This is a genomic window from Gluconobacter sp. Gdi, assembly GCF_014132155.1.
GTDB lineage: Bacteria > Pseudomonadota > Alphaproteobacteria > Acetobacterales > Acetobacteraceae > Gluconobacter.
The window spans coordinates 28,344-51,479 of sequence record NZ_BLJQ01000005.1 but is presented as its reverse complement, the minus strand read 5'-3'; the positions used below and the strand labels follow the sequence as shown (position 1 = coordinate 51,479).

Sequence of the window (23,136 nt, the reverse complement as noted above, 5' to 3'; positions counted from 1 at the left end):
TAGTTTTTAAAGGGAAGTCACAGGAAAATAAATTTCGTTTTCAGAAAATGAATTCCTCTTACGGCAGCGGATGAAGAGCGTTCAGCGCTGCTCGTTCCGACACAATTTCTTTCGCTTTTTTGGGAGTAGCGCGAGCAGCCTTGATTTCATCATCAGAAAAGACCGGGGCCTTACCAGACGTATTCAGCGACGAGACATACGTAAGAACAGCAGCAATCTGGCTATCTGTAAGCGCTTTGAAAGAAGGCATAAAGCCCATGTATGTCTCGTCGGAAACGTCAATCGCACCATGCAGCCCATTTAGAAGAACATCTGTAAGATAAGCCTTTCCCTCAGGAGAAGAGGCGATTTTACCAACTCTTCCGCTTAAGGGGGGAAACTGCCCCGGCGATCCAATTCCAGCGGCCTGATGGCACACGCTGCACTTGCTGCTGTAGAGTGCCTGGCCATCTTCTGCATGAGCTATGGGCGCGGTTCCGAATAGAAATCCCATAACAAGAACTGTGCGTTTGATCATGGATGGCTCCCGACAGATCATCTGAGTGAAACAAAAACAAATTGATGTAACAGTATCAAAGCCTCGTACCAAGTCATTGGCCCAGCTCCAGGGAAACGCCCGGTCGATTTTACCTTCATCGTGCAAGTTAGCCGCATCATCAGGCCTCGATCACAGTGTGCTCAGGGGGCATTTTTCAGATGGCAAGCCTAGCTTGGCGTCGGAGAGGAAATCCTGATCCGTCATCAGCCTGAGGAATGCGGTGAGATCTGTCAGTTCGGCTTGTGACAGTATTTGGCCTTTTGGGTGGGCCAGAATGGCGTCCTTGAGCGTAGAAGCAGAACCGTCATGCAAATAAGGTGCGGTTACCTCGACATTTCGTAGAGAAGGGGTCCGGATAGGTTCGGAATAAGATATCGACAGTGCATGGAATTTTTGGTCAGTGAATAGAGGTGGTTGGTGGCATGAGCTACACTGTCCCTTACCAAGAAATATCTCTTTTCCGTTTATTCGTGAGCGTGTCGCGTCAGATAATCCCAAGTCCCACGGCGACTTATAGGAAGTTAGCTCTCGCTCGAATGCTGACACCGCCTCGGCAACAGAGCGGGCATCAATCGGAGTGTGTTTTTCAGGAAAAGCTTTCGAAAACAAAAGGCGATAGCAAAGGTTTCGGGAAAGCCGACGAGAGAGTTCTGACATGTTGGTCATACCCATTTCCACAGGGTGATGGCCACTCAGCGGAATAAAAAACTGATCTTCCAGTGTTATGACATGTTGGTTGATCCAAGTGAGCGTATGAAATTGCCCGACATTCGCGAGTGGTGGAACATTCCGGATTCCGTCCTCATCTGTTACGCCGGGATGGGTCGGATTTCCATCTGAGAAGGCATGACGCTGCTCATGGCAGGTTGCACAGGACATACTGCCGTCAAGAGAGAGGTCTGCGTCGTAGAAGAGTCTGTGCCCTAACTCGATTTTTGCATCGAGTGGGGAAATATCCGTGGCAACCGCTGGTAATGCTATCCCGGTTATAAGAAGCCCTAGAGATAGCAGTAGCTGATGGAGCATCAGGGAAGCGCAGAGACCATGACAGGCATGTCTTGCAGGCCGCTTCCCGCAAGTTGAACTGTATATTTTCCCGCCGAAAGCTGAAAGTCCACCATTTTGCGGATGCCAGAGCAGTCGGGACCATGCTGATGATGTGTTGAAGTAGCTGGGCCACCCTGTCCAAGAACATCGATCCACGTTTTATTTGGCAGCATGATACGATAGGTCCCACCCTTGGGAGCCTCGAAAGCAATCATCCCTCCGTAACTGACACTTCCGCCCGGTTCAGCGGGCCTCTGCAGAAAATGAACGTCAGGAGTGTGGTCCAGATGAACGGTGGCCGCGTGATTAAGCGTCAGGTAACCGTTAGAAAGACCGGCTTGATTTGTGGCGGCCGTCAAGGGAGTGGGATGGCTCCAGCCCTCATACCCAGCAGGCAGAGAGGTTGTTCCAGGTTTGCAAGCTGCGGGGTCAGCCAACGCTGTACCGGCACTAAAAAGCATGGCTAAGGAGAGGATACCGGGCAGGGCACGCTTCATGGTTATGTTTTCCAGCAAAGCTTTCAGGTGCGTCTATTGAAGCACCTGAATATGGAAGTTTGCCAGAGGTATGACGGCATCGAAACGTGTCAGATGGCCAGCCCATAAAAGCGCGGGCATGGTTGGGAACGCCATACCCGCAATACCAGAGAAGGTCAGAGAGCAGGGGCGTTGAACGTGTCGCAGCGTTTGATATCGCCGCTTTCCAGCCCGCGCTTGAACCACGCTACTCTCTGCGCAGATGTTCCATGCGTGAAGCTATCCGGGACAACGTATCCCTGGGCTTGCCGTTCCAGGCGATCGTCACCAACCGCTGAGGCTGCGTTCATACCTTCTTCGATATCTCCCGTCTCAAGGAAATGGCGGGTATCATTCGCGCGCTTGGCCCAGACACCAGCGAAACAGTCTGCCTGTAGCTCAACGCGCACGGAAAGGCCGTTAGCCCCTTTCTGGGCGGCGCTCCCTTGCTGATTGACCTGCTGCATAATGCCCAGTTCATTTTGAACGTGATGCCCGACCTCGTGAGCAACTACATAGGCCCTCGCGAAGTCTCCGCTCGCTCCCAGACGACTCTGCAATTCCTGAAAGAACTGCAGGTCGAGATAAACCTTACGGTCGGCGGGGCAATAGAACGGGCCTACAGACGTTTGAGCATAGCCACAGCCAGACTGGGTGCCGCCTGAAAAAAGCACCAGACCGGGATCATGATACGTTCGCCCCATCTGTTGAAAGGTGCTGCTCCAGACATCTTCGGTAGATCCGAGAATACGGGCGATGAATTTTCTTCCCGGGTCGTCTTTTGCTGCCTGCGGCTGGCTGGTCGCCGGTGTATTTGCTGCCGGACCATTCTCGAGAAGGTTCAGAACCACTCGGGGATCAACGCCGAAGTACAGTGCGCCAATGACAAGGATGACACCACCAATCCCTCCGATCCTCAAAGGGCCGCGTCCTCCGCCTCCGGAACCGCGTCGATCATCAATGTTGGTGCTTTCCCGTTGGTCGTCGAGACGCATGTGTGTTTTGCCCTGTTGCCGTTTCCCGGATGGGAAAATTGTTAAATTATCCTTTATCAGATTTCGTGAGCGCAAGGCACCGTTTGGACACCAGGCTTCGAAGAAGTGTGAAGACATCCTCTACGACCTCGTGTCACAGTCACGACAGTTGCAACAGGAGTTATCATGATGCTGTCGAAATCCGGTTTTCTGTTGGCCTTGTCATGTTTGACAGCCACGCCAGCATTGGCTGGCCCAAGTTTGGATCAAGCTCTCAAACTTTCAGAGCGAACGCCGGCTTTCGTCGCCCGTGACAGTGTTCGGCACCCGCTGGAAGAGCTGCAGTTTTTCGGGATATCTCCGACGTCCAATGTCATAGAGATCTGGCCTGCTGGAGGGTATTGGACCCAAATTCTCGCGCCGTATCTTCATGACCAAGGCACTTATACGGTTGCTCTCGGGCCCGCAGATATCAAAAAGCAGAGTATTGCCAAGCTTCAGGCTACGCATCCGGATATCTACGGAGCCGTCAAAACCACTCGTTTTGATGCAGAGAATTTGAATTTCGCACCGGCAGACAGTGCGGATCTCGTCATGACATTCAGGAATATGCACAACTGGATGGAAGCTGGAAATGCCCCGCAGATGCTGGAGGCAATCCACAAAGTGCTGAAGCCAGGCGGTATTCTGGGTATTGAAGACCATCGCGGAAACACCAGCGCTCCGCAGGACCCGCAGGCAAAAGATGGGTATGTGAGACAGGCATACGCCATCCAGATGATTGAGAAAGCGGGTTTCAAGCTTGTTGGGAGCTCCGAAATCAACGCCAATCCCCGGGATACGGCACAGTGGCCCAAAGGGATCTGGACCCTTCCTCCAACATACGCTCTGGGCCAAGTTGATCGCGCCAAATATGCCGCCATCGGGGAAGGGGACAATTTTGTTCTGAAATTCCAGAAGGTTGGAAATTAACTCCTAAATCAATTTTCTTTCTGTGAGGTGTGATTTTTCAGTCATTTAGGTCGTTGATAGCCATTGCAAGAGCCGTGGAGATCGTCTAGACCCACCTCACAGTCTGCGGGCATGGTGGAATTGGTAGACACGCCAGATTTAGGTTCTGGTGGCGCAAGCTGTGGGGGTTCAAGTCCCTCTGCCCGTACCAGTCATTTTCAATATCCTCGTTGTTCCGGCAGACAAGATTGTCTGGCTTTAGGTCTGTGAGGGGCGTTGAAATATCTTCCGCTTGGTTTCGTCGGGTTTCTGGTTATCGCATGTCCCGCACATGCGGCTTCGTGCCCGGCCTTATTTGCCAAAGGTGTTCCCCCCGCACTTTTGTCAGAGACCGCGCGATCAGGCACTGTTCAGCTGTGTAATGACCATTATGCCGTTCTGGCTTCAGAAGCGACAAAGGGTCCGCTCTGGTCTGCTGAAGACCTGACCGAAGAAAATCTTGAAATTGCTGATGACACGAACCGACAAGGAAAATTCTTTCCCGATATGAGGCTACCGGCCTCCATGCGCGCGTCGCTGACGGACTACAGAGCCTCAGGCTACGACCGGGGACATATGACACCAAGCGGCAATGAGCCGGGTCTTGCGTCTCAGCAGCAGTCTTTCCTGCTGTCCAATATTGTTCCCCAAACGGGTGAGTTGAACCGTGGCCCGTGGGAAGGTGTTGAAAGCGCTGTCAGAGGGTGGGCACGTCAGGAAGGCGAAATTTTCGTTGTTACTGGACCCGGATACGATCCAGATCACAGCGTGAGAATTGGAAGAGGGCGTATCCCGGTTCCGGCTGTGACATGGAAGGCCATTTACGATCCGGCCGCCAATGGTACTGGTGCCTATGTGTGCCTGAATACACGCAAGCCAACCTGCAAGATCATAGCCGTTGCGCTTCTGATGCAGCTCGTGAACGTGGATCCGTTTCCCGCACTTCCGCAGTCCATGAAGGAACAGGTTGTAGGCATGCCGCCGATCAGGGAAAGCCCTTATGCACTCTCCAAGCGTCCGCGTAGCAACAGGCTCCTCAAGGAGTGGGGGTCCAAAGCGGCACAGAAGGCGATCAAGGCTCTCGTCAAGGCGCTTGTTCAATAAGCGCCTTGGTCGGCCGCCTTCTCGCTCAGGGCGTGAAAACAATCGTCTTGTTTCCATTTAGAATGGCCCGTCGTTCAATGTGATACCGTACGGCGCGAGCAAGTACGCGACGCTCGATATCACGTCCCTTACGGATCAGGTCTTCCGGGTCGTCAGCGTGAGAGATCCGCTCTACGTCCTGCTCTATGATCGGTCCTTCATCCAGATCGCTGGTGACATAATGGGCCGTCGCACCAATAAGCTTTACGCCACGGCTGAACGCCTGATGATAGGGGCGAGCGCCTTTAAAGCCTGGTAGAAAGGAATGGTGAATGTTGATGCAACGTCCAGAAAGGCGAGTGGCCATTTCGTTGGAAAGGACCTGCATATATCGCGCCAGAACAGCCAGTTCAGCCCCGCTCTCCTGAAAAACAGTCCAGATGCGTTGTTCCTGTTCCGCCTTGGTATCTTTGGTAATGGGAAGATGGTGAAATGGAACGCCATGGAAATCCAGATCAGCATAGGTTTCCCGCGCATGATTGGAGATGATTCCCACCGGATCTATCTGTAGTTCACCGATACGCCAGCGATAGAGAAGGTCCACAAGGCAATGATCGAAGCGGGACACAAAAAGGAGAACTTTCTGGCGCTTTGAGATGTCACTGATTTGCCAGTCCATCGAGAAATTTTCAGCCAGACGGGAAAATTCTGTTTTCAACTGGGTTTCGGACAATGCCTCCTTTGCCACATCGAAAACAATTCGCATGAAAAACTGGGTACTGTCAGTATCGTCGAACTGCTGTGCTTCCGTGATATTCGCACCAAGCTCATAAAGACGCTGGCTGATGGCAGCTACAATGCCAGGGCGGTTAGGGCAGCTTAAGGTGACTACGAAAGTTGTAAGCGTAGATGACTGACGAATCATGAAAGGCGGGGTCCAGCGTTGAATTGCCACTTGGCATGGTGACGGATCGGTCCCTACCTATACGCCCAGATGGTAGACAGGCAAAACACCGGGCAGAGGACTTTATGACGATACGGGATTATCTGTTTGCAGGATCTTGCCTGCTAATCGTTGTTCTGTTCGGGCATGCAGATGCATCAGCACGGCAAGAAAGTATTCCGTCACCGGCAGAGCAAAAACTCATTTCGCGTCAGATCGCGTCTATTCGTGACCCACGGGAGAGGAACGCTGTGGCGACGCAAGGAACAGCCTGGCTTATGACAACCTATCTCTGCCAGCCTGCCGCGCGGCACGAACTCGTTAAGCGAGGAAGTTCAAACAATCGTTTTTTTCTTCAGGATGACAGGCCAGAAAGCCAGGTGGTCGTAAACGCGTCTCTGATACGAGGGCGGGGACAGTATCAAAGGAAAGCATCCCCTATCGAGTGGGTCTCATTTACATGGGAGTGTCATCTTGATCCAAGCACAGGAAAAGTACTTGGATTTGACGTGAGGACGAATACGCACGAGAAGTGAAACCATGACTTACACGCCAGAAAATCCTCAGAAGGGCTTCTAATGGATTTCACCGTTTTCTACGGCTGAGCAAAACATCTTCCAGTCTTTATGGGTTTGATCTGCATACGTCTCAGAGAAGTCTGATATGGCTGAGGCGAAAGAAGCGCCTTTACCCAGATAGCCAGAAATCATGCTCACATTGCCAGAACGTGCATGTGCCCGCGCCAAAGTCCGTCCGCACAATTTTGCATAATCAGCCAAACCATCCTGAGCCACATCTGAGCCGACAGCGGCCAATCGGCTATCCTTGACGCGCCGCACATAAAACTGGCGCCCGCTTCCCGAGAGATCAGGTGTATCGCTAGAGATTGAGGCATTACTGTGCGTCCACCCCAAAAATGTGTCAGACACAGCCTGCATGATCCGCTGCCCCGTTACGACGCGCTCTCCTTGATTGGCGAAGGGTGAAGTCAGCGTATCAGTCTGCAGAACGGACATCTGGGCTTCCTTGATCTGCAGAAGCATGGTCTCTCCATCGGCAGTTGAGAACAGTCCAATTGCACAGAACGTTCCGACACTCCCAATCCCGACAACCTTAAAAATAACGTCTTTAAGAGTGTACCGGCGCAACAGAATGGCCCGCTCTAACGGCTGTGTTTCAACATATCGACTAAAAGCAAGCCGGATGGTCTCTTCCTGTTCGGGTAACCGCATGACCAGCGGAGGCTTTTCCTTGAACGCTGGATTTTTTCCATCACTTGCAATCAGGCCGAAATGCCCTTTTGCTGCTTCTATCCGCTCAGAAAGAAGCTTTTCTGCGCGAGTACGGACTTTTGGGTCCTCAAAACCGGCAATTGCAGCTGTGAGGTCAATGCGCTCTGACCAGATCTGAAGAGGGGTCATCGCGGCCAGCCGCGTCATTTGCTCGCAATAAGAAAGAGACATGCTTGTCGCAAGGTCTTTGGTAGCCTTGCTGGATAGCCCGCTTTCCTGACCGGCAAGCACCAGCGAAGTCCCCAAGCGCTTAACATCCCATTCAAAGGGTGCCTTCAGGGTCTCATCAAAGTCATTGATATCAAAAACCGGAACGCCTTCCGGAGACGAATAGCTTCCGAAGTTGGCAAGATGGCAATCTCCACAAGACTGAACATTGATGCCCGATGCCGGGGTGGAAGCAAGATCTTTGGCCATGACAAGCGCAGACCCACGAAGGAACGTGAAAGGTGAGACTTTCATTCGCTGATAGCGCACCGGAAGAAGAGACGAAATGCGACCTTTTCCCTGTTCGAATAAAAGATTTACAGGGTTTTGACGTACGTCTGAGGCGCTCCATTCAGCATGGGCTCCACGGGGCGTCTGCTTTCTAAGCTTGGCTCCCTGACAATGACTTTCTTTTCTTGTCAAAAGAACAGATTTGTGGGTAGCAATTTCTCTGGGATCGTTCTTCATGACCAGTATTCTCCTCTATAAATTCATCCTTAATGACAATATTTGGTAATTATATTTGCTATTTTCTGTTATTTCGAAGAAATTTTTGAAAACCCCGGTTTCCCAAGAAAGTCAGTAAAGGCATGCTGAGGCGCAGGAGAGACGGCATTAGTAAGCATAAACCACCAAAAATTCCGTCGATTTTAGGAAAAAATCTCTCAAGTTTTGGCTTTTGAATAAGCTTCAGGATTTCAGAGGCAATAACTTCTGGTGTTGCGGGGGTGCCAACAAAATTTAGAACCGAACCACCAGTCTCCATCTCCTGACGTAGCATCTCCGTTTCCACAGCTCCCGGAAAAATGGATGAAACGGCAATGCCTTTAGGGCTTATTTCCTGAGCCAACGATAGGGCAAAGTTTCGCAGTCCTGCTTTGGTCGCACCATAAACACTACTCCCAGCTAAAGGAATCGTCGCGGCCATGGAGTTTACTATTATGATACGGCCTCCAGCCGGAATTTTTGGTAATAATAAAGACGTAAGTGCAATCGGTGCTGTCAGATTAATCGAAATTTGCCGTATTACATCTGCCGGTTGAGTATCTTCGACCATGCCCGGGCTTATAATTGCCGCACAATGAATCAAGATATCGACACCAGGAATTTGTTTTAAAAGGACTTCATTTACTCGGCTGATGTCGTGCAGGTTAGAGGCATCGTAATAGATATGCGTCAGTGCTTCATGGGCAATATCTGGAGCAGTGCGAGACAACGCAACTACTCTATGGCCTTGATCTAAAAGCTTTCGGGTGACAATCGTTCCGATGCCTCCAGAAGCCCCCGTAAGAACGACGGTTTGAAAAGCGGAAACTGGCCTAAGGGGCGACTTAAGAGGCATCTAGAAAACAATCACTGTGAGCATGATGAGAGCGTTATGAAAGAAAAAATTTTGAAGCGACGATGCTCATCTTCCTATTTCCACTGAATTAAATCTAGAGGCTTTAGGCACGCTTTGAAATAAATTATTTTATCCTCCTTGGACTTCCAACACTCGTTAATTGATAAATAATTATTTTAAATTACTTTTGGAGATCTGAGTTTGATGATTTAATTGATAATTTTTTCACTTATAATTGCTTCCGTACCCAATTTCTTGCAATTAAAAAAGGATCAATAAGCGCGTCCATCATAAGTTTACAAATATATCAATTATATATAATAAATCAAGAAAATAGAAATAATGTAAGTATATATTTATATTATAATATTAAAAATTATTTTCATGCGAGTTTAATCCTGAAACCGACCATCTATTCTGCATCCATTAACATGATTTCCTGCGACCTAACTTATAACCTACTTTTGAAGAAATAGATTGCTCAGGCGGTTCAACCAGCTGTCGAGCACCACCGCCTTTCTGTTCTCCCAGAATGTTTCATGGAGTATCCGAACAAAATTTAGGTCAATAAAACCAGTAATGTTTGTATTAAAATAGCATATTATTTATATAATTATCCTTAGATATACGAATAAATTAAACTCCTCGCACTGTTCTACCCTTGAACTCAGTTCAATCACAAGACAGGCATAAGACTAACAAATCGATCAGAAATGATATTTTACGATTTTAAAATAGTATATTATTTCAGATATAATAGACTTTTTGAAACAAATTATTGTATAATATCCAATCCTTTTGTTCCGGCACCCCGCTGGAACCTTTCCGTGTGTAGGAAACGTTACTTCATGTCGTCCAGTCAGGCACCTGCGCCTCTCAGTTCTTCCCAACTTCGTATTCTAGCTTTGGCTTCACTGGGAGGAGCGCTGGAGTTCTATGATTTTGTTATTTTTGCATTTCTCGCAAAACTGATTGCCGCTCATTTCTTCCCGGACAGCCAAGCTGAATGGCTGCGACAGGCCGAGGCTTTTGGTCTGTTTGGTGCTGGCTATCTGGCTCGCCCAGTAGGTGGCCTCATCATGGCCCATTTTGGAGATATTGCGGGCAGAAAGAAGGTCTTTACGCTTAGTGTACTGCTTATGGCACTCCCAACGCTGTTAATGGGGCTTCTGCCCGGCTATCAGACACTTGGAGTTATCGCTCCACTCATTTTGCTTGTTCTGCGCATCATGCAAGGCGCTGCTATCGGTGGTGAAGCACCTGGAGGATGGGTTTTTGTCTCTGAGCATGCTTCCCGCCACCGTGTTGGCCTTGCAACAGGCCTTCTCACTGGTGGACTTACGGGCGGTATTCTCCTTGGATCCGTTGTTATTCTCTTGCTACACGCCGTATTTCCACCTGATGTGGTGTCCACTTGGGGCTGGCGCATTCCCTTCGTTCTAGGTGGTATTTTCGGTTTTGGGGCAATGTTTCTTCGACGATGGCTGGAAGAAACCCCGGTATTCCGGGAAATGCATGCGACCGCTAAAACGGCTGAAGCCATGCCGGTAAAACTTCTGCTACGTGACCATCGCCGCGCTATTTTATGCTCAATGATGACAACGTGGACGCTGACAGCAGCCATCGTGGTGCTTGTTCTCATGATGCCGCCTCTGATGCAGACCCTTCATCATGTGTCACCTTCTCAAACCATGCTGGCAAGCCTTGCTGCCACACTCTGCCTGACAATTTCTGTAGTTCTGGTCAGTGCGCTGACAGACATCGTGCCCCTCAAACTACTTAGTCTCATTTGCGGTCTGATGCTGGCTTTGGGAGGCTTCGGGCTCTACGCGTTCTTTCCGCTGCTCTCCGGAGCCCTTGCTCCCTGGGCGGCATTTAGCGGCCTGTGCTGTGGATTTGTAGGCCTCGTTCCGGTCGGAATGCTTCGCGCATTCCCCGCTCAGGTCCGCTTTTCTGGGCTCTCACTGTCCTATAATATTTCATACGCGATCTTTGGAGGCCTTACCCCCGCTATTATTTCTGCCTTGACACCACATACACCGCTCGCCCCGGCCATCTATGTTGCATTTACTGCACTGATCGGCGGTATTGGTCTCTGGTATTCACCCCAAAAGGGATAATAAGGAAAAATGTCTGTTATCGTTTCAACTCCTGGTATCGGGCCAGTATTGCCCAAACCAGAGCAACGATAACAGATGCCATTGAAAAGGCTGCCACCCAAAGGAAGATAGCGGTGATCGGTTCAAGCCAAAAGGCGATAACAAGGCCCAGAAGCGGAAACACGACCCGTCCGATCCTTACTGGTCTAGGTAAGATATCCTCAGGCAAGCGCGCAAATCGTAGCATTTTAGGTTCGCATGCTGCCTGTAAGCCAAGCCCCAGCAGCCAGAACACCATGCAAAGAGCAAGACTCACAAACGACGCACCATCTCAAGAGTGACCAACCCCAAAAAGAGGGCGCACAGATCCGTAGCCGCAAAAACTGTTGGCGCATGAAAAATGGACGCGCCCGGACGTGTAAAAAAGTCCAACGGTGTCAGGCAAATACTGAGGAAGGCCAGTGCACTTAATTGCATCCTCCACCCTCGTCGTGAGTGATGGAGTAGGGACCAGATCAGACCAGTCACAGTGCATAGGGCCCAAATGGTAAAGAAACAGTGGACCTCTGCCAGATGACGTTCAGGCAAAGATACCGGCAAAAGCCTGTTGGCCCAGAAAAAGGCAAGTGTTGCCAGAATAAATCCGGGAATAAAGCCAATCGTAAGCCCTTCGGCGACCCGGAAAATGACACGAAGGCCGGACATCTTCCGGCGCTTCATTAGAAAAATAATTGACCCACTTGCGAACATCACGGCGCCCATGATGCCGGATAGGAAATACAGCCACCGTAATCCCGGCCCCGTCCAACGGGCATAGTGAATGCCTTCCATGAGTTGCTGCGTTTTGGTGACTGGCGTTGAAAGCAGAACATGACGTAAAAAATGTCCATCAAACGGGCTAAAATCTACATGTTCTCCCTTCAGTCGGGGGACAGACATGTCCAATCGACTGAAGAGAAGGCTTTGGGGCAGGAATAGAATAAAACTCGTTTGGTCTTTACCGAGTGTCTTTTCAGCTTCCTGGAGAAGAGGAGGGAGAGAAGGACTGCCCGGAAACTCTCGTTTTTTCTTCGGTGGCACCAACACGGTTGAATGCGGTGAAACAATATTATGAATAGAATTGATGTACGATACAGGCGGAAAGAGCGTTCGTGCGCGAATGAACGTGCCCGTATAGGCCATCATGATAACGAACGGGATGAAAGGGACGCTAGCGAGGACATGTGCGTCCAACCATGCACGCAGTCTTGATGCGAAAGGCCTTACCAGAAGCAGATCCGAAACCAGTCCTCGCAAATGAATGATAATTCCTGACCCAACTGTTACAAGAAGGGCCAGACCCGCCGCAGCAATAAGTGTTGCTCCGTAGATGCCAGTCCTCAGCGTATAATGCAGATCATAGAAAAATTTCCCGCCAGCAGTATCGCGGGCCTGAAGCCGCTCTCCAGTCTGCGGATTATAGGGGACCGTCAGGAATTCATATCCATCATGGTGCTGCACTCGCAAGAAGGGATCCCGCTGTGACGGGAGCGTGATGAACGGCTTTTCTCCTTGCAGAAGCAACTCATGGACAACTGGAAGGGTGTGATCCAGTGATTGAGGGGAAAAAGCTGGTGCTTCTGGAGGTATTTCGGGCTGGAGCCAGCGCGTCAGCTCAGTATCAAAGACTGCAAGACTTCCCGTGACGAATACGCAAAAAAGAAGCAACCCGGCGATGAAGCCAACCCAGGCATGAAGCCAGCCCATGCGCGTACGAAGATTATCCTGCATCAAGAGTAAAACAGCAACGCAAGTGCGGCACAGATGCAGGCCGCGCCTGCGATAATCCCTCCAGACAAGGGTTTTTGTGTGCCAAAAGAGATGAGAAGAAGCACAGGAAACAGAGCGACTGCAATCATCTGGCCAAACACGAGTGAGTCATGTGGGGTACTCAGGCCCCATTGTGGAGATCCGACAGTTACGAGGTGTGCGAAAGTCCATGCAAGAACAAGGGCTAACAGGCCTCTCCACATCCACCATGATACAGGAGAGGATTTTCGTAAGCGTGAATGAGGTTTCTGCACTGTCATCGGGTGTAGTGTGTTCGCGACACTATGAGGTCTCTTGGTCTGTTAGTCGAGCAAATGCTCTCGGTATTCGGGAACTCTCTATAGCCGATTAGGAGACATTTGTTGACGTAACAAAGTATAAATCTTGTTTCTCCGACCTGAGTGCGAAATTCCTGTCTTTCTGAATGATGCATTCACGATTAATGAATGAGAGAGGCGTAGGAATCACGTCGACCTAGCAAAATTTCATGGCGGACTTATTCTTCTGTTCTAATGCGTATCGAGCCCATGACAATGAGCTCGAGGAGACTGTCAGCGAATATACCCGACTGCTTATAACGAATTTTCCTGTTGATGCAGATGGTGAGCACAGGCCAAGTCAGCTTTAGTAAAAAACATCTGATGCAAACCAATCATGTGTTTGCTATGAACATGCCATGAAACGGCGCTCTATCCGCAAAAAAACTCCTGCCAGAAAAGCCTCTGCGTCTCCGCGGCAGGATAGAAAAGCGCTCGTCCTGATTGTTAGTATTACATTTGCGCTGCTGATCGGCGCTGCCGGGTTTCGGACCTTCCTGACGTCACATCATCATGCAGCCATTGGCGGCCCTTATGCATTAACCGACGGGCAGGGGCACCCTGTCAGCCAGTCCGACTTTCAGGGACGCTATACGCTGATTTATTTTGGCTACACTCACTGCGTAGACGTCTGCCCCCTAACGCTTGAAACAGTTTCGTCAGCTCTAGATGAGCTCAAGACCAAAGGTAACTCTGTCACACCTATTTTCATCTCCGTTGATCCGATACGCGATACCCCTCAGGTTGTGAAGGAATATGTGGAGAATTTTTCGCCCAAAATCATCGGGCTAACAGGCACGTCTGAGCAGCTTCAGCCCGTTATGGAAGCCTTCCATGTTAAGATGCAGCATCATTCTGGTATGGGGTCCGACGATCTGATTGATCACAGTTCTCTGCTGTACCTGATGGACGGTGAGAACCAATTAGTCGGAATGATACCCGTTGATTCCAGTGCGCATCAGATAGCGACAGATTTAAAGCGTTTATTGCTGACCCATTCCTGACTCCCGATAACGCCAGAGCCTCCCCGCTACAGCCAAACAGATCATGGATATTCCCAGTTCTGGCAACAGAATAGCCAGAACACAAAGGACGCCTACCATAGCAAAGCCCATTCGTGATGATGGTAAGGAGGGCGGTACTCCGAATTCTCCCTCCGGCCTGCGTTTGAGCCAGAGAACTGTTGCTGCACAACTCATCAGCAGAAGCCCGAGGGCAACCAGAAGATTGAGCAGCTGATTTGCCCATCCAAACAGGTGTCCCTCATGCGCTGCAACACCATATCCTATGATCCGGTCAATTGCTGCCTTTTGGGAAAAATGCTCTCTCGCGATGATATGCCCATCTCCCGTGACCTTCACACTCTCCCTGAGAGGCCGGTTCTGGGCATCGGATCTGATGGTCCAAACACCATCAGGCCCATTTGGGGGCGTGATAAGAACAGGAGCAGCAAGTGATAGCGTTTCTGCTGTCCGGGCCACATTGTTCAGGCCGTTCAAGTTCACCTGCGACGGCATATCCTCGGACATATCCATGCCAGGCATGTCTTCATGGTGTGACACCATCGGGTGGCCAGCTATTGTCTCCTGAACGGGTACCGCACCAATTTCCCAGTCTTTCACTGATGTGATGCGGCCTACAGTCTTCTCGGCAGAAAGAAGGGCGTGCCCCCAGACATATGACCAAGGGAGGCCAGACACGAGAAACAGTGTCAGAACGATAGAAACCCAAACACCCGTAACGGCATGGAGATCTCTCCATCGTGCCCGTCCAGTCTGGTTAAGGCGCGGGTACAGCACACCAGCCAGCCCCCGTTGGTTTCGCGGCCACCATAGACAGAGACCCGAGAGGATAAGGACGATTGTCCATGACGCGACCATCTCCATGATGATCGAGCCCAGATTGCCCAGTAGAAGCTGGCCATGCAGCTTAAAAACCAGTCGTTCAAAGCGATGCTCTTCAATCACGGTCTTCAGAACGATATGGCGGTTTCGATCCACATAAACTCGTACTGCCTCACCATCCTCGCGATTAACGAGAATACGTGCAGCGCTGCGTGGGGAGGTCGGAACTTCGTACGCAAGAAAGCTGCCATCAGGCACTGCTTTCAGAGCAGCATTGACGTCCTCCTGCGGCAACGAGACGATTACCGCGGGAAGGTGATCGTATTTCCAATCGATCCACCCATCGATCTGTGGCTTGAACAGGTAAACGCTGCCCGTGAGAGACAAGAGGGCAACAAAGGGGAGGCAAAAGAGCCCCGAAAAGAAATGCCATCGCCAAACTGTAAGGCGATCGGGGGCCCAGGACGCCAAATCATCTTTCATACTCATGCGCATCACAATTTTATCCGTACGCCGCCGAAATATGCCCGGGGAGAGCCGGCATAAATCGATCCAGTGCTATTCATCAGCGTTGCTGCCGTTGCTTCTTGCCCGTTTGCTTGCAACTGATCGCTGATATTTGTCGCGCCAGAGACATAAGTCTGGTTGGTGACGTTTTGCACCTCGAAATACCAGTGCAGACGGTGAGCCCAACCCATCCGAGCTGGGGGATCGTAGTGCATTTCCAGATTCAGAAGGGTATATCCGGGCGCTTTCAGGCGGTTCGCATTATCCAGCCAGTAGGCATCTCGCCAGGTCACTTCTGCATATCCACCAACTCCCTCTAAGAAGCCAGAAGGCTGATCGTAAAGAAAACGGGCATTCAGGAAGTTGGGAATAACGCCGGGGATGTATTTCCCATTCCGGCTGAAACGCTTTGATGCGGTACTATTGGAAAGAACTTCCGTGTAGTTTGTGTAGAGTTGATTATCGTAGGTGTAGCTGAGCGAAATCCGTCCACCGGGAAGGGCATGGGCAAGCGGCTTCCAGTCAGCTCCCAAGACAATGCCACGATGCTGTGAGGCAGGGGCGTTGAATGTATAGGCCCCCACGGCGTTCACACCGGCGGACTGGTTAACGAGTTCATTGCTGTAAAACTCGTAAAATCCTGTGAGCTGAATATGTGTGGTCTCTGTTGGATGCCAGTCTGCTCCGAGGTCAACTCCAAGGCTCGTTTGGCTCTTTAGCTGTGTATTGTTCCCGTATTGCCCTTGGGGCGTGATGAAGAAATTCGAAGACGACGGCGTGCCATAAGCTGTTCCAACCCGTGTGTGGAACGTCCAGTGTTCGCTCGGATCATAAATCAGAGCACCTTCAGGCGCGAGATTGAAGTAGAAGCGGTTTGCCGTGACGTACTGGCTATGCACCCCGGAGGCTGAATATCCATATAGCGTCTCAGTGGCGCCAATATCGGAATACGTACCTCCTAGTCCGACAACAACATGCCAATCGGGTGCAAAGTGCCAGTCTTCCTGAAAGCGCGCGCCAAGGTTCCACTGATGTCCGTAGGAAGCAGAACTCATGGCGCCTCGGGTGGCACCGCCTGCCGGCATGATGTTGTACGTCTGATACCCATAGTCGAGGTAATCAAAACTCAGCCCGCCGAATGTATCGAGAGACGTTGTTCCGATCCGAGCATGGTTTGTCACGTCGCTGCTGACGTTATAGGAGTTGTAGGGGCCTACGAAAGACGTTGGTGAGGTGGGTTGGTCTACGTGGCGTTGATCGTATGTGAACTGGTTACGCCAGGTCGTCTGCTCGTTAAAATCATGCTCCCACCGTAGTCCTGTAACGGTACGACGATCAAAACGACCTAGACCAGCAGCCTCGGGACTCATGGCGACTTTGGTGCCGTACCGGCCATTAGCCAGCAGATTGACGGAAGCGCACCCAGCACGGGAAGTGGACGTGTTATAACATCCATTCTGATAAGGATTTGCGTGATACTGGTTCAAAGACAGGCGAACAGGTAAGGACGCGTCCGTCACATTGTTGACGAACTTCAGGATGAGACGGTCTGAAGACGTCAGATTGACGCGAAGCCGGACGTTTTCTGTTGAAGTATTATAACGACTATTGGCGATAAACCCATTTCCACGGACGTCGCTCGCGAACACCATAAGATCGTAACGCTGGTTACCAAGTCCGAGCGTTGCGTAGTTGTTGAACATACCGAAGCTGCCGAAATCCGATCCTAATTCCAGCCCGTGAATATCAGCCCCCTTGCGGGTTCGGAAATTGATTGCGCCATTGATCGCATAATTGCCGTAAACGGTAGATGCTGGTCCTTCGAAGACATCCACCCCCTGGTAAGCATGAGGGTCGATCAGATCGGCTCTTGCCGTTCCGTCGGGCTGCGTCATGGGGAAACCGTCTTCCAACACCTGCAAGTTCTTAAGCCCGTAAGACTGCCGATCCCCCGATCCGCGGACAGACACGACGGTATCGCGCGGACCATTGCCCTGAGTGAAACTGACCCCGGGGAGAGTGACAATCATGTCGGCGACGCTTTGGCCAATCTGATTCCCAAAACTACTTCGGTCTGAGCTGTAAGTCGTTTGCCCGGCCGGGCGGATAGGCGCGGGAGCATGCTTGGCGGCCGTGACGGTAATGACTTCCCTTTTAGGCTGCTTGGGGACAGCCGGAGCTTTACGTCGGCTAGCCTTGAGAGGCGTGCCTATCTCCTGGCGAGATGTTGCCAATGAGGCGGAAGAGAAGAAAAGGACGGCACAGGTCGTCACGCCCGCAAGCAGACGGGAAGATCGATACATAGAATGAAGCATTGGTCTGAACCTGGATAGACAGCACGAAAACCCGCGTGCGCTTGCAGGCGGGTGGCTTTTGCAGTTCAGATCAGGCGGGAGGGCCTTGGGGGCACTGAGAGGGGCGTTCGGGAGTGGGTGGCCCGCGGATTGGGGCAAACATCCAGACGCGATGAACAAACGCAATACTCAGCGCTATCAGTGCGCAGAAAGCGATTGTTAGCTGGAAAAGATCCAAAGCATCAGAGAGCAGGAAGGCATCATCCTGCTGATCGTTCTGATGGTGGTGTTTGTCTGGAGCAGAATAAGCCTCCTGTGGATCACAGAAGACGCTTAGTTTCGTCAATTCTTTCAGTGAATCGTCAAACACAGACGAAGCCGTCACGACGCCACCAAAAGTCAGGCGTGCCAGCAGGGCAAGCAGCACTAGGGGCCAAAAGCCCAATAGATATGCTGAGTTCCTGATCCGGCGATCCATACCGGATGTGCTACTCCACCTTTGGGGTTCTGACCAGATGGCGCCGTGATATTTGGTGAGCGAGGCAGAGGGCGAGGTGGTGACATTGCGTTCAAATGCTGTCTGGAAGCGCAGTAGACTGTCGCGGCGCCTTTGCCAGGGCTTTTCTGGTCGTCAGAACAGAGAGCACAAGCCCCAGAATAGATGACGCCACCATGCCTGAAGCAGCGCCCATAGTGCCAAAGTAGGGCAGCAGCACCGCAAGTGTCACAAATAGGACGCTCGTCCTGGCGATGCGAACCTGAAGGGCTCGGCCTGCATGACCCGTTGCAATAAGAGCGGGTTCGAAGCTGACCCCAATAAGGTCCAGAGAGGCGGCAATACCGAGGGTCACTAGCAAAGGAAATGCTGCTAAATAAGCATGTCCCGCCACTAACTGAAGGACAGGGCGACCTCCAGCCACAAGAGCTACGGCAATGACTAGTGTAACGATGATTGCAAGGCCAGTCGACCGGCGAAGCAATACCCTGATGTTGCGGGATTCCTGACTGGCATGAGCTCGAGCGAGCTCTGGCAATACAGCTCGAGAAAACATTTCTGATATACGGACGAGCGCCTGACTAAGCTGATAGGCCAAGCGATAATGGCCTGCGTCAGTTGCACCTGTAAAAATACCGACAAGCAGTAATACGATGTTATTGCAGCCCGTCCCGATAATTGAATTCAGATTTGTAAGCCATGTGAAACGCCATATTCCCGGGTTCTCGTGCGGAGCCCGCCATCCTTGCCTTAGCTCACTAACGCGAAGAGAGCGAGGCATGGTACGCAGGACGCACACCCAGTAGGCCAAGGCCGTAATAATGTCGGCAATGGCCCAGGCGACAAGAAAACCTGTAACTGTTGGGTGCCACAGGGTCGCGGCAATTGCCCCAATAAATCGCACGATTGGCGTTACAGCATCAGCCATTGCGCCTATACCGAAACGATCATGCAGCCGAAGTAACCCCACAGCCGTAGACCGGACAGACAATAGGATTACAAAACAGAAGGCCAACGCAGCGTGGGAAAGAGCGTGCGACCATCCGAGCAATGGACCAAGAAGAGTGACTCCGCCCCACGAAATCAGACACCCGGCTATGCCTCCAGACACGTCAAGAGCGATACAGAACCCCGTAAGACGTGACAGTGCGGCTTCGTCCCGTGCTGTCACGTGACGTACGCCATACCGAATAATGATTTGCCACGTCTGAAAACTGACGAACGCAGCAATAGCCTGAGCGGTACTGAAAACGAGCGTGAACTGGCCAAACCCTTCGCTTTTCAGCGTGCGAACGGCCAATCCCAGATAAATCAGACTCAGGACAGCCCCCACACCTTTGCCTGCCAGAAGCCATGCAAGATTTGATAACGTACGTTTCAGTAATCCGTTTTCTCGAGACATGGTATTCAATGACGCTTGCTTACCAAATGAGAGAAAACTATATATTCAGGCATGAAGAACGTTGCATTTCTGTACATTGCTGAATCTTATCAGTGTTATCACGCTGCGGCAATTGCGCTGGAATTAGCTCAGTCTGACAAAATCAATATTACAAACTTTTACAACGACCCGGAAACGCCTTACCACCTGGAGAGAGTTCGTTACGCTGCGGGGGCTCCTGAAATGAAGTATCAGCCACTCCGTCGATCGTTCCCTACCGCTGCCATGCAGTCCATCCGTATCCTGGGAATGTTCAAGGATATGGTCCTTCGCGATAATGCTGCAGAACTAGATCGATACGATGCGATTGTAACAGTTGAGGATACGGTTGCGTCCGCAAGGCGTTTCGGCATTTCGTCACCCCGCCTGATTTATATCCCACATGGATGCGGTGATCGAGCACGAGGCTTCACTAGTGAAGTCAAAGCGTTCGACCATGTTCTATTGTCGGGTCAAAAATCGGCTCAGAGAATGTTGGATAACGCTCTGATCAAGCCTGAAAATCATTCAGTGATTGGGTCAGTCAAGCTCGAAACCTGCAAACTTTTTCCAGACGCAACACAGTTCTTTTCTACTCAACGCCCCACAGTGCTTTACAATGCTCATAAGGCGAGGGGCCTCTCATCCTGGAAGCAGTTTATCGAGCCTATGCTCGAGCAGTTTTCCGCGCAGTCCGATTTTAACTTAATAGTAGCGCCACATACAAAAATGTTTAGACGGCGACGACAATCAATTCGGGACAGTTGGAACGGTAGGAGCAGTTCTCAAATTCTGATCGATACTGGATCTGAGCGTTGTGTTGATATGACTTATACCTCTTCGGCTGATATTTACGTTGGAGATGTCAGTAGTCAGGTCTATGAATTCCTGGAAACGCCTAGGCCCTGCGTCTTTCTGAACGCTCATCAGATTGATTGGCGAAATAACCCTGATTTTGCGCACTGGCACTTCGGAGACGTCGTCGAGAACCCCCGCGATCTACTTGATACTATCCGTAAGGCCCCGGCACGCCACGCGCTATATCGCGACCGGCAGAAAGAAATGGCGGACAGGTCGTTGGGTGATCGCTCTCCCGGAGCGGCACGTCGCGGAGCAAACGTTATTCAGAGTCTTTTGAACACCTAATAACGATTTGGGGCTAGGCGGTGTTTAATCCAGCCTCACCGAAGGGCGTACAAAACCTTCCACCCAATCAGAGTAACAAGAAATCAAACCGCGATAGAGGCCAAAGATTTCCATCTGGTGCTTTCTGTAAAGCATCAGATGCCCGAGTCTGGCGGACAAGCCATGCGACAGACCTCCTCCCCAAACGGTGCCGCCGGGAAGGGCTGCCCAGCCATTGTATTTTCCCAACGCGACGATCGCGCCCTTATTATGGAAAATACACGCTGGTACCTTCTGACCTTTTTCGATCCAGGCGGGAAGGTAACGCGCAAGATGCCGAGCCTGCTGCCTGGCGACCTGCGCAGTTGCGGGGAGGGGATCATTCTCAATGAAAGAACAGTCTCCCATGGCGAAGATCCTGTCATCTGCGATCGAAGACAGATTTGGATTGACCAAAATCTGTCCGGTTTTGTTCAAAGCAAGACCACCATAGGTTGTTGTGACTTCGGGTGCCTTGACACCGGCAGCCCAGACCCGAAGCTTTGCCGATACCTGTGTCCCATCCTTCAGAATAAACCCTGTTGAATTTGCTCCCGCAACGCGAGCTGACGTCCGCACCGTTACCCCAATTCGTTCCAACTCCTGCTGGGCCGCCGCGGAGACTGATTCAGGAAAGGCTGGGAGAATACGTGGCCCAGACTGAAGAAGGGTGACCCTGAGCTTCGGTGGGGGCTTACCAAAGGCGTGAAGGTTATATGGCCCGACGATCTCCAATGCCTTGTGTAATTCTGCAGCTAATTGGGTGCCTGTTGCTCCGCCGCCAACAATTGCAATGTCAAGCTCTGAATTATTCGCGAATGATCGTAGAAGCTCCATCCGAAATTTTTCATTGAAAGCGTTTGCTTCGACCAGATTATCAATGGAGAGACAGTGTTCTTTAACGCCTGGCGTCCCGAAATCATTGGCGCAACTGCCAATAGCGATGACTATGGTGTCATATTTAATGGTTCGGCTTTCCAGAACCACCGTACCATCTGAAGCATGAAGAGGACTGAGGACAACCTCATGTTTCTCTCGATCAAGTGACACAACTTCTCCCGGCCAAAACTCGAAATGATGACCGCTTGCCTGAGTGATAAAATTGATGCGGTCGTTTTCATTTCCCACCGTGCCTGACGCAAAACAGTGGAGCATTGGCTTCCAGACATGTGAGAAGCTTTTGTCGATCAGAGTGATGCGGGCTTTCCCAGGCTTGCCCATCGTTTTTCCAAGTCGCGTCGCGAGTGCAAGACCTGCAACGCCACCACCAACAATAAGAATTTCAGATTTAGACGCCATCGAATTTCTCGCCCCTTCATTAGGAGTCAGGCACTAGGAAGTGATACAGATCGTTTCCGACGGAGTTGGTAACCGAATGATCTGGTCACGAATGTTGTGGTGGACATTAAGGTTTTTTGAAATGTGAGAAAGTAATATTCTAGTGATTTCATAAGATTTTCACGAATAATATTACATATATGTTATAGTTTATTTGAATATATTGAAAATAAAACCTTATATTAATTGTAAAATGTCCGTTACAATCATGTATATTGTATAATTATGAGCGAAAATATCTATATTTATTTTAGATATTTTGAGGAAAGGGCACTGTAATAACGACAGAAGACGCAAGGTTTGTCGATTTTTGACTGTGTAAACTAGAGCATTTTTAATCTCGAAAGGGAGATATGACACGTGCATGATTTTTCAATTCAAAATCATGCATCTTCGTTTTAGCGCAGACCTGGATCTCCTTAGGATCGCCTCTCGGACAGCCCCCACGCTTTGCAAATGCCAGGTGGGAAGTGACCAGAGACGATCGTGATTCTGCTTCTAGAGCATTCAGTGACGCAAACGGTTTGAGGTGTCTGACAAGAGAGACGACCTTCCGCCATGAAAAGTGGCCGCTTTAGAGCTCCATTTTCCGTGATCAATTAAGTTTTTCAACTAAACAATCCAGCGAGGGTTAATACCGCCTGAAAATCTATTGACAGCAATTTAATTCCCACTCCGTAATAAGAGACCAGAAAGTCCCTTAGGCAGGAGCAAAGAAACATGACGTCAGATGCGTGACTTTGCGCCGGATTAGGATCAAGCGGTCGCGTTCCTAGAGCTATGGGTCGACCGGCCGCGGGAACGCAGTTTCTACCTCTCCTAGCCATCGCGTCGTGGCCTTTCGTCATCAATCGCTTTGCCAATCCACCAAAAATTTTCTCTCCACTTTGCAGGAAGACAGTTTGTGAAAAAAGGCC

The 23,136-nt window shown here is 50.7% G+C and carries 18 protein-coding genes and 1 tRNA gene; 6 read left to right on the top strand and 13 right to left on the bottom strand.

The genetic code is table 11. The annotated features are described in order from the left end of the window. Positions 1-58: 58 nt before the first annotated feature. The 4 genes from JN414_RS10645 to JN414_RS10630 all read right to left on the bottom strand — a co-directional run bounded on the left by JN414_RS10645 (position 59) and on the right by JN414_RS10630 (position 3,095). Positions 59-517, bottom strand: coding sequence for a cytochrome c (locus tag JN414_RS10645; protein WP_202208011.1), 459 nt, complete (start codon positions 515-517; stop codon positions 59-61). A gap of 150 nt (positions 518-667) precedes the next feature. Continuing rightward, positions 668-1,564, bottom strand: a complete 897-nt coding sequence (locus JN414_RS10640; RefSeq protein ID WP_202207849.1) for a cytochrome-c peroxidase — start codon at positions 1,562-1,564, stop codon at positions 668-670. Next, positions 1,564-2,082 (bottom strand): hypothetical protein, encoded by a 519-nt coding sequence (locus JN414_RS10635; protein ID WP_202207848.1) that lies wholly within the window; start codon positions 2,080-2,082, stop codon positions 1,564-1,566. Before JN414_RS10635 ends, JN414_RS10640 begins: the two co-directional genes overlap by 1 nt. Positions 2,083-2,237: 155 nt before the next feature. Continuing rightward, on the bottom strand, positions 2,238-3,095 hold the full coding sequence (locus JN414_RS10630; protein WP_202207847.1) for a neutral zinc metallopeptidase: 858 nt from the start codon (positions 3,093-3,095) through the stop codon (positions 2,238-2,240). A gap of 165 nt (positions 3,096-3,260) precedes the next feature. Between JN414_RS10630 and JN414_RS10625 the strand changes: the two genes are divergently transcribed. The 3 genes from JN414_RS10625 (at position 3,261) to JN414_RS10615 (ending at position 5,168) form a co-directional block, all read left to right on the top strand. Further along, positions 3,261-4,046 (top strand): class I SAM-dependent methyltransferase, encoded by a 786-nt coding sequence (locus tag JN414_RS10625; RefSeq protein ID WP_237389990.1) that lies wholly within the window; start codon positions 3,261-3,263, stop codon positions 4,044-4,046. Positions 4,047-4,151: 105 nt separating this feature from the next. Next, positions 4,152-4,236: transfer RNA gene (locus JN414_RS10620), tRNA-Leu, on the top strand. A gap of 65 nt (positions 4,237-4,301) precedes the next feature. Next, a complete protein-coding gene (locus tag JN414_RS10615) occupies positions 4,302-5,168 on the top strand; it encodes a DNA/RNA non-specific endonuclease (RefSeq protein WP_202207846.1) in 867 nt (288 codons plus the stop codon). A 25-nt stretch (positions 5,169-5,193) separates the two neighbouring features. Here JN414_RS10615 and purU read toward each other — a convergent pair whose 3' ends face one another. From purU to JN414_RS10600, 3 genes are all read right to left on the bottom strand, one after another. After that, complete coding sequence (gene purU / locus JN414_RS10610; RefSeq protein ID WP_202207845.1) at positions 5,194-6,072, bottom strand: formyltetrahydrofolate deformylase; 879 nt, start codon at positions 6,070-6,072, stop codon at positions 5,194-5,196. Positions 6,073-6,665: 593 nt separating this feature from the next. Then, complete coding sequence (locus JN414_RS10605) at positions 6,666-8,057, bottom strand: DUF2252 domain-containing protein (RefSeq protein ID WP_202207844.1); 1,392 nt, start codon at positions 8,055-8,057, stop codon at positions 6,666-6,668. Between the two features lie 58 nt (positions 8,058-8,115). Further along, on the bottom strand, positions 8,116-8,931 hold the full coding sequence (locus JN414_RS10600; protein ID WP_202207843.1) for an SDR family oxidoreductase: 816 nt from the start codon (positions 8,929-8,931) through the stop codon (positions 8,116-8,118). 848 nt (positions 8,932-9,779) lie between these two features. Here JN414_RS10600 and JN414_RS10595 point away from each other — a divergent pair. Beyond that, entirely contained in the window at positions 9,780-11,051 is a 1,272-nt protein-coding gene (locus JN414_RS10595; protein ID WP_202207842.1) for an MFS transporter, read from the top strand. Between the two features lie 291 nt (positions 11,052-11,342). Here JN414_RS10595 and JN414_RS10590 read toward each other — a convergent pair whose 3' ends face one another. Next, positions 11,343-12,800: a PepSY domain-containing protein gene (locus JN414_RS10590; protein ID WP_202207841.1), complete on the bottom strand. Its 1,458-nt coding sequence runs from the start codon at positions 12,798-12,800 to the stop codon at positions 11,343-11,345. A 715-nt stretch (positions 12,801-13,515) separates the two neighbouring features. Here JN414_RS10590 and JN414_RS10585 point away from each other — a divergent pair. Next, positions 13,516-14,160, top strand: a complete 645-nt coding sequence (locus tag JN414_RS10585) for an SCO family protein (protein ID WP_202207840.1) — start codon at positions 13,516-13,518, stop codon at positions 14,158-14,160. On the opposite strand, the gene JN414_RS10580 is transcribed toward JN414_RS10585, so the two are convergent. From JN414_RS10580 to JN414_RS10565, 4 genes are all read right to left on the bottom strand, one after another. Further along, entirely contained in the window at positions 14,140-15,489 is a 1,350-nt protein-coding gene (locus tag JN414_RS10580) for a PepSY domain-containing protein (RefSeq protein ID WP_215769335.1), read from the bottom strand. The two genes, JN414_RS10585 and JN414_RS10580, sit on opposite strands and share 21 nt — an antisense overlap. A gap of 5 nt (positions 15,490-15,494) precedes the next feature. Further along, positions 15,495-17,822: a TonB-dependent receptor domain-containing protein gene (locus JN414_RS10575; protein ID WP_202207838.1), complete on the bottom strand. Its 2,328-nt coding sequence runs from the start codon at positions 17,820-17,822 to the stop codon at positions 15,495-15,497. Between the two features lie 70 nt (positions 17,823-17,892). Next, complete coding sequence (locus JN414_RS10570; RefSeq protein WP_237389988.1) at positions 17,893-18,246, bottom strand: hypothetical protein; 354 nt, start codon at positions 18,244-18,246, stop codon at positions 17,893-17,895. Between the two features lie 124 nt (positions 18,247-18,370). Continuing rightward, a complete protein-coding gene (locus JN414_RS10565; protein ID WP_202207836.1) occupies positions 18,371-19,699 on the bottom strand; it encodes a lipopolysaccharide biosynthesis protein in 1,329 nt (442 codons plus the stop codon). 51 nt (positions 19,700-19,750) lie between these two features. Between JN414_RS10565 and JN414_RS10560 the strand changes: the two genes are divergently transcribed. Then, positions 19,751-20,863 carry a CDP-glycerol glycerophosphotransferase family protein gene (locus JN414_RS10560; RefSeq protein ID WP_202207835.1) on the top strand — a complete coding sequence of 371 codons (1,113 nt, stop codon included), beginning with the start codon at positions 19,751-19,753 and terminating at the stop codon, positions 20,861-20,863. Positions 20,864-20,887: 24 nt separating this feature from the next. On the opposite strand, the gene JN414_RS10555 is transcribed toward JN414_RS10560, so the two are convergent. Beyond that, a complete protein-coding gene (locus JN414_RS10555; protein ID WP_202207834.1) occupies positions 20,888-22,180 on the bottom strand; it encodes an NAD(P)/FAD-dependent oxidoreductase in 1,293 nt (430 codons plus the stop codon). Between the last annotated feature and the right edge of the window lie 956 nt (positions 22,181-23,136).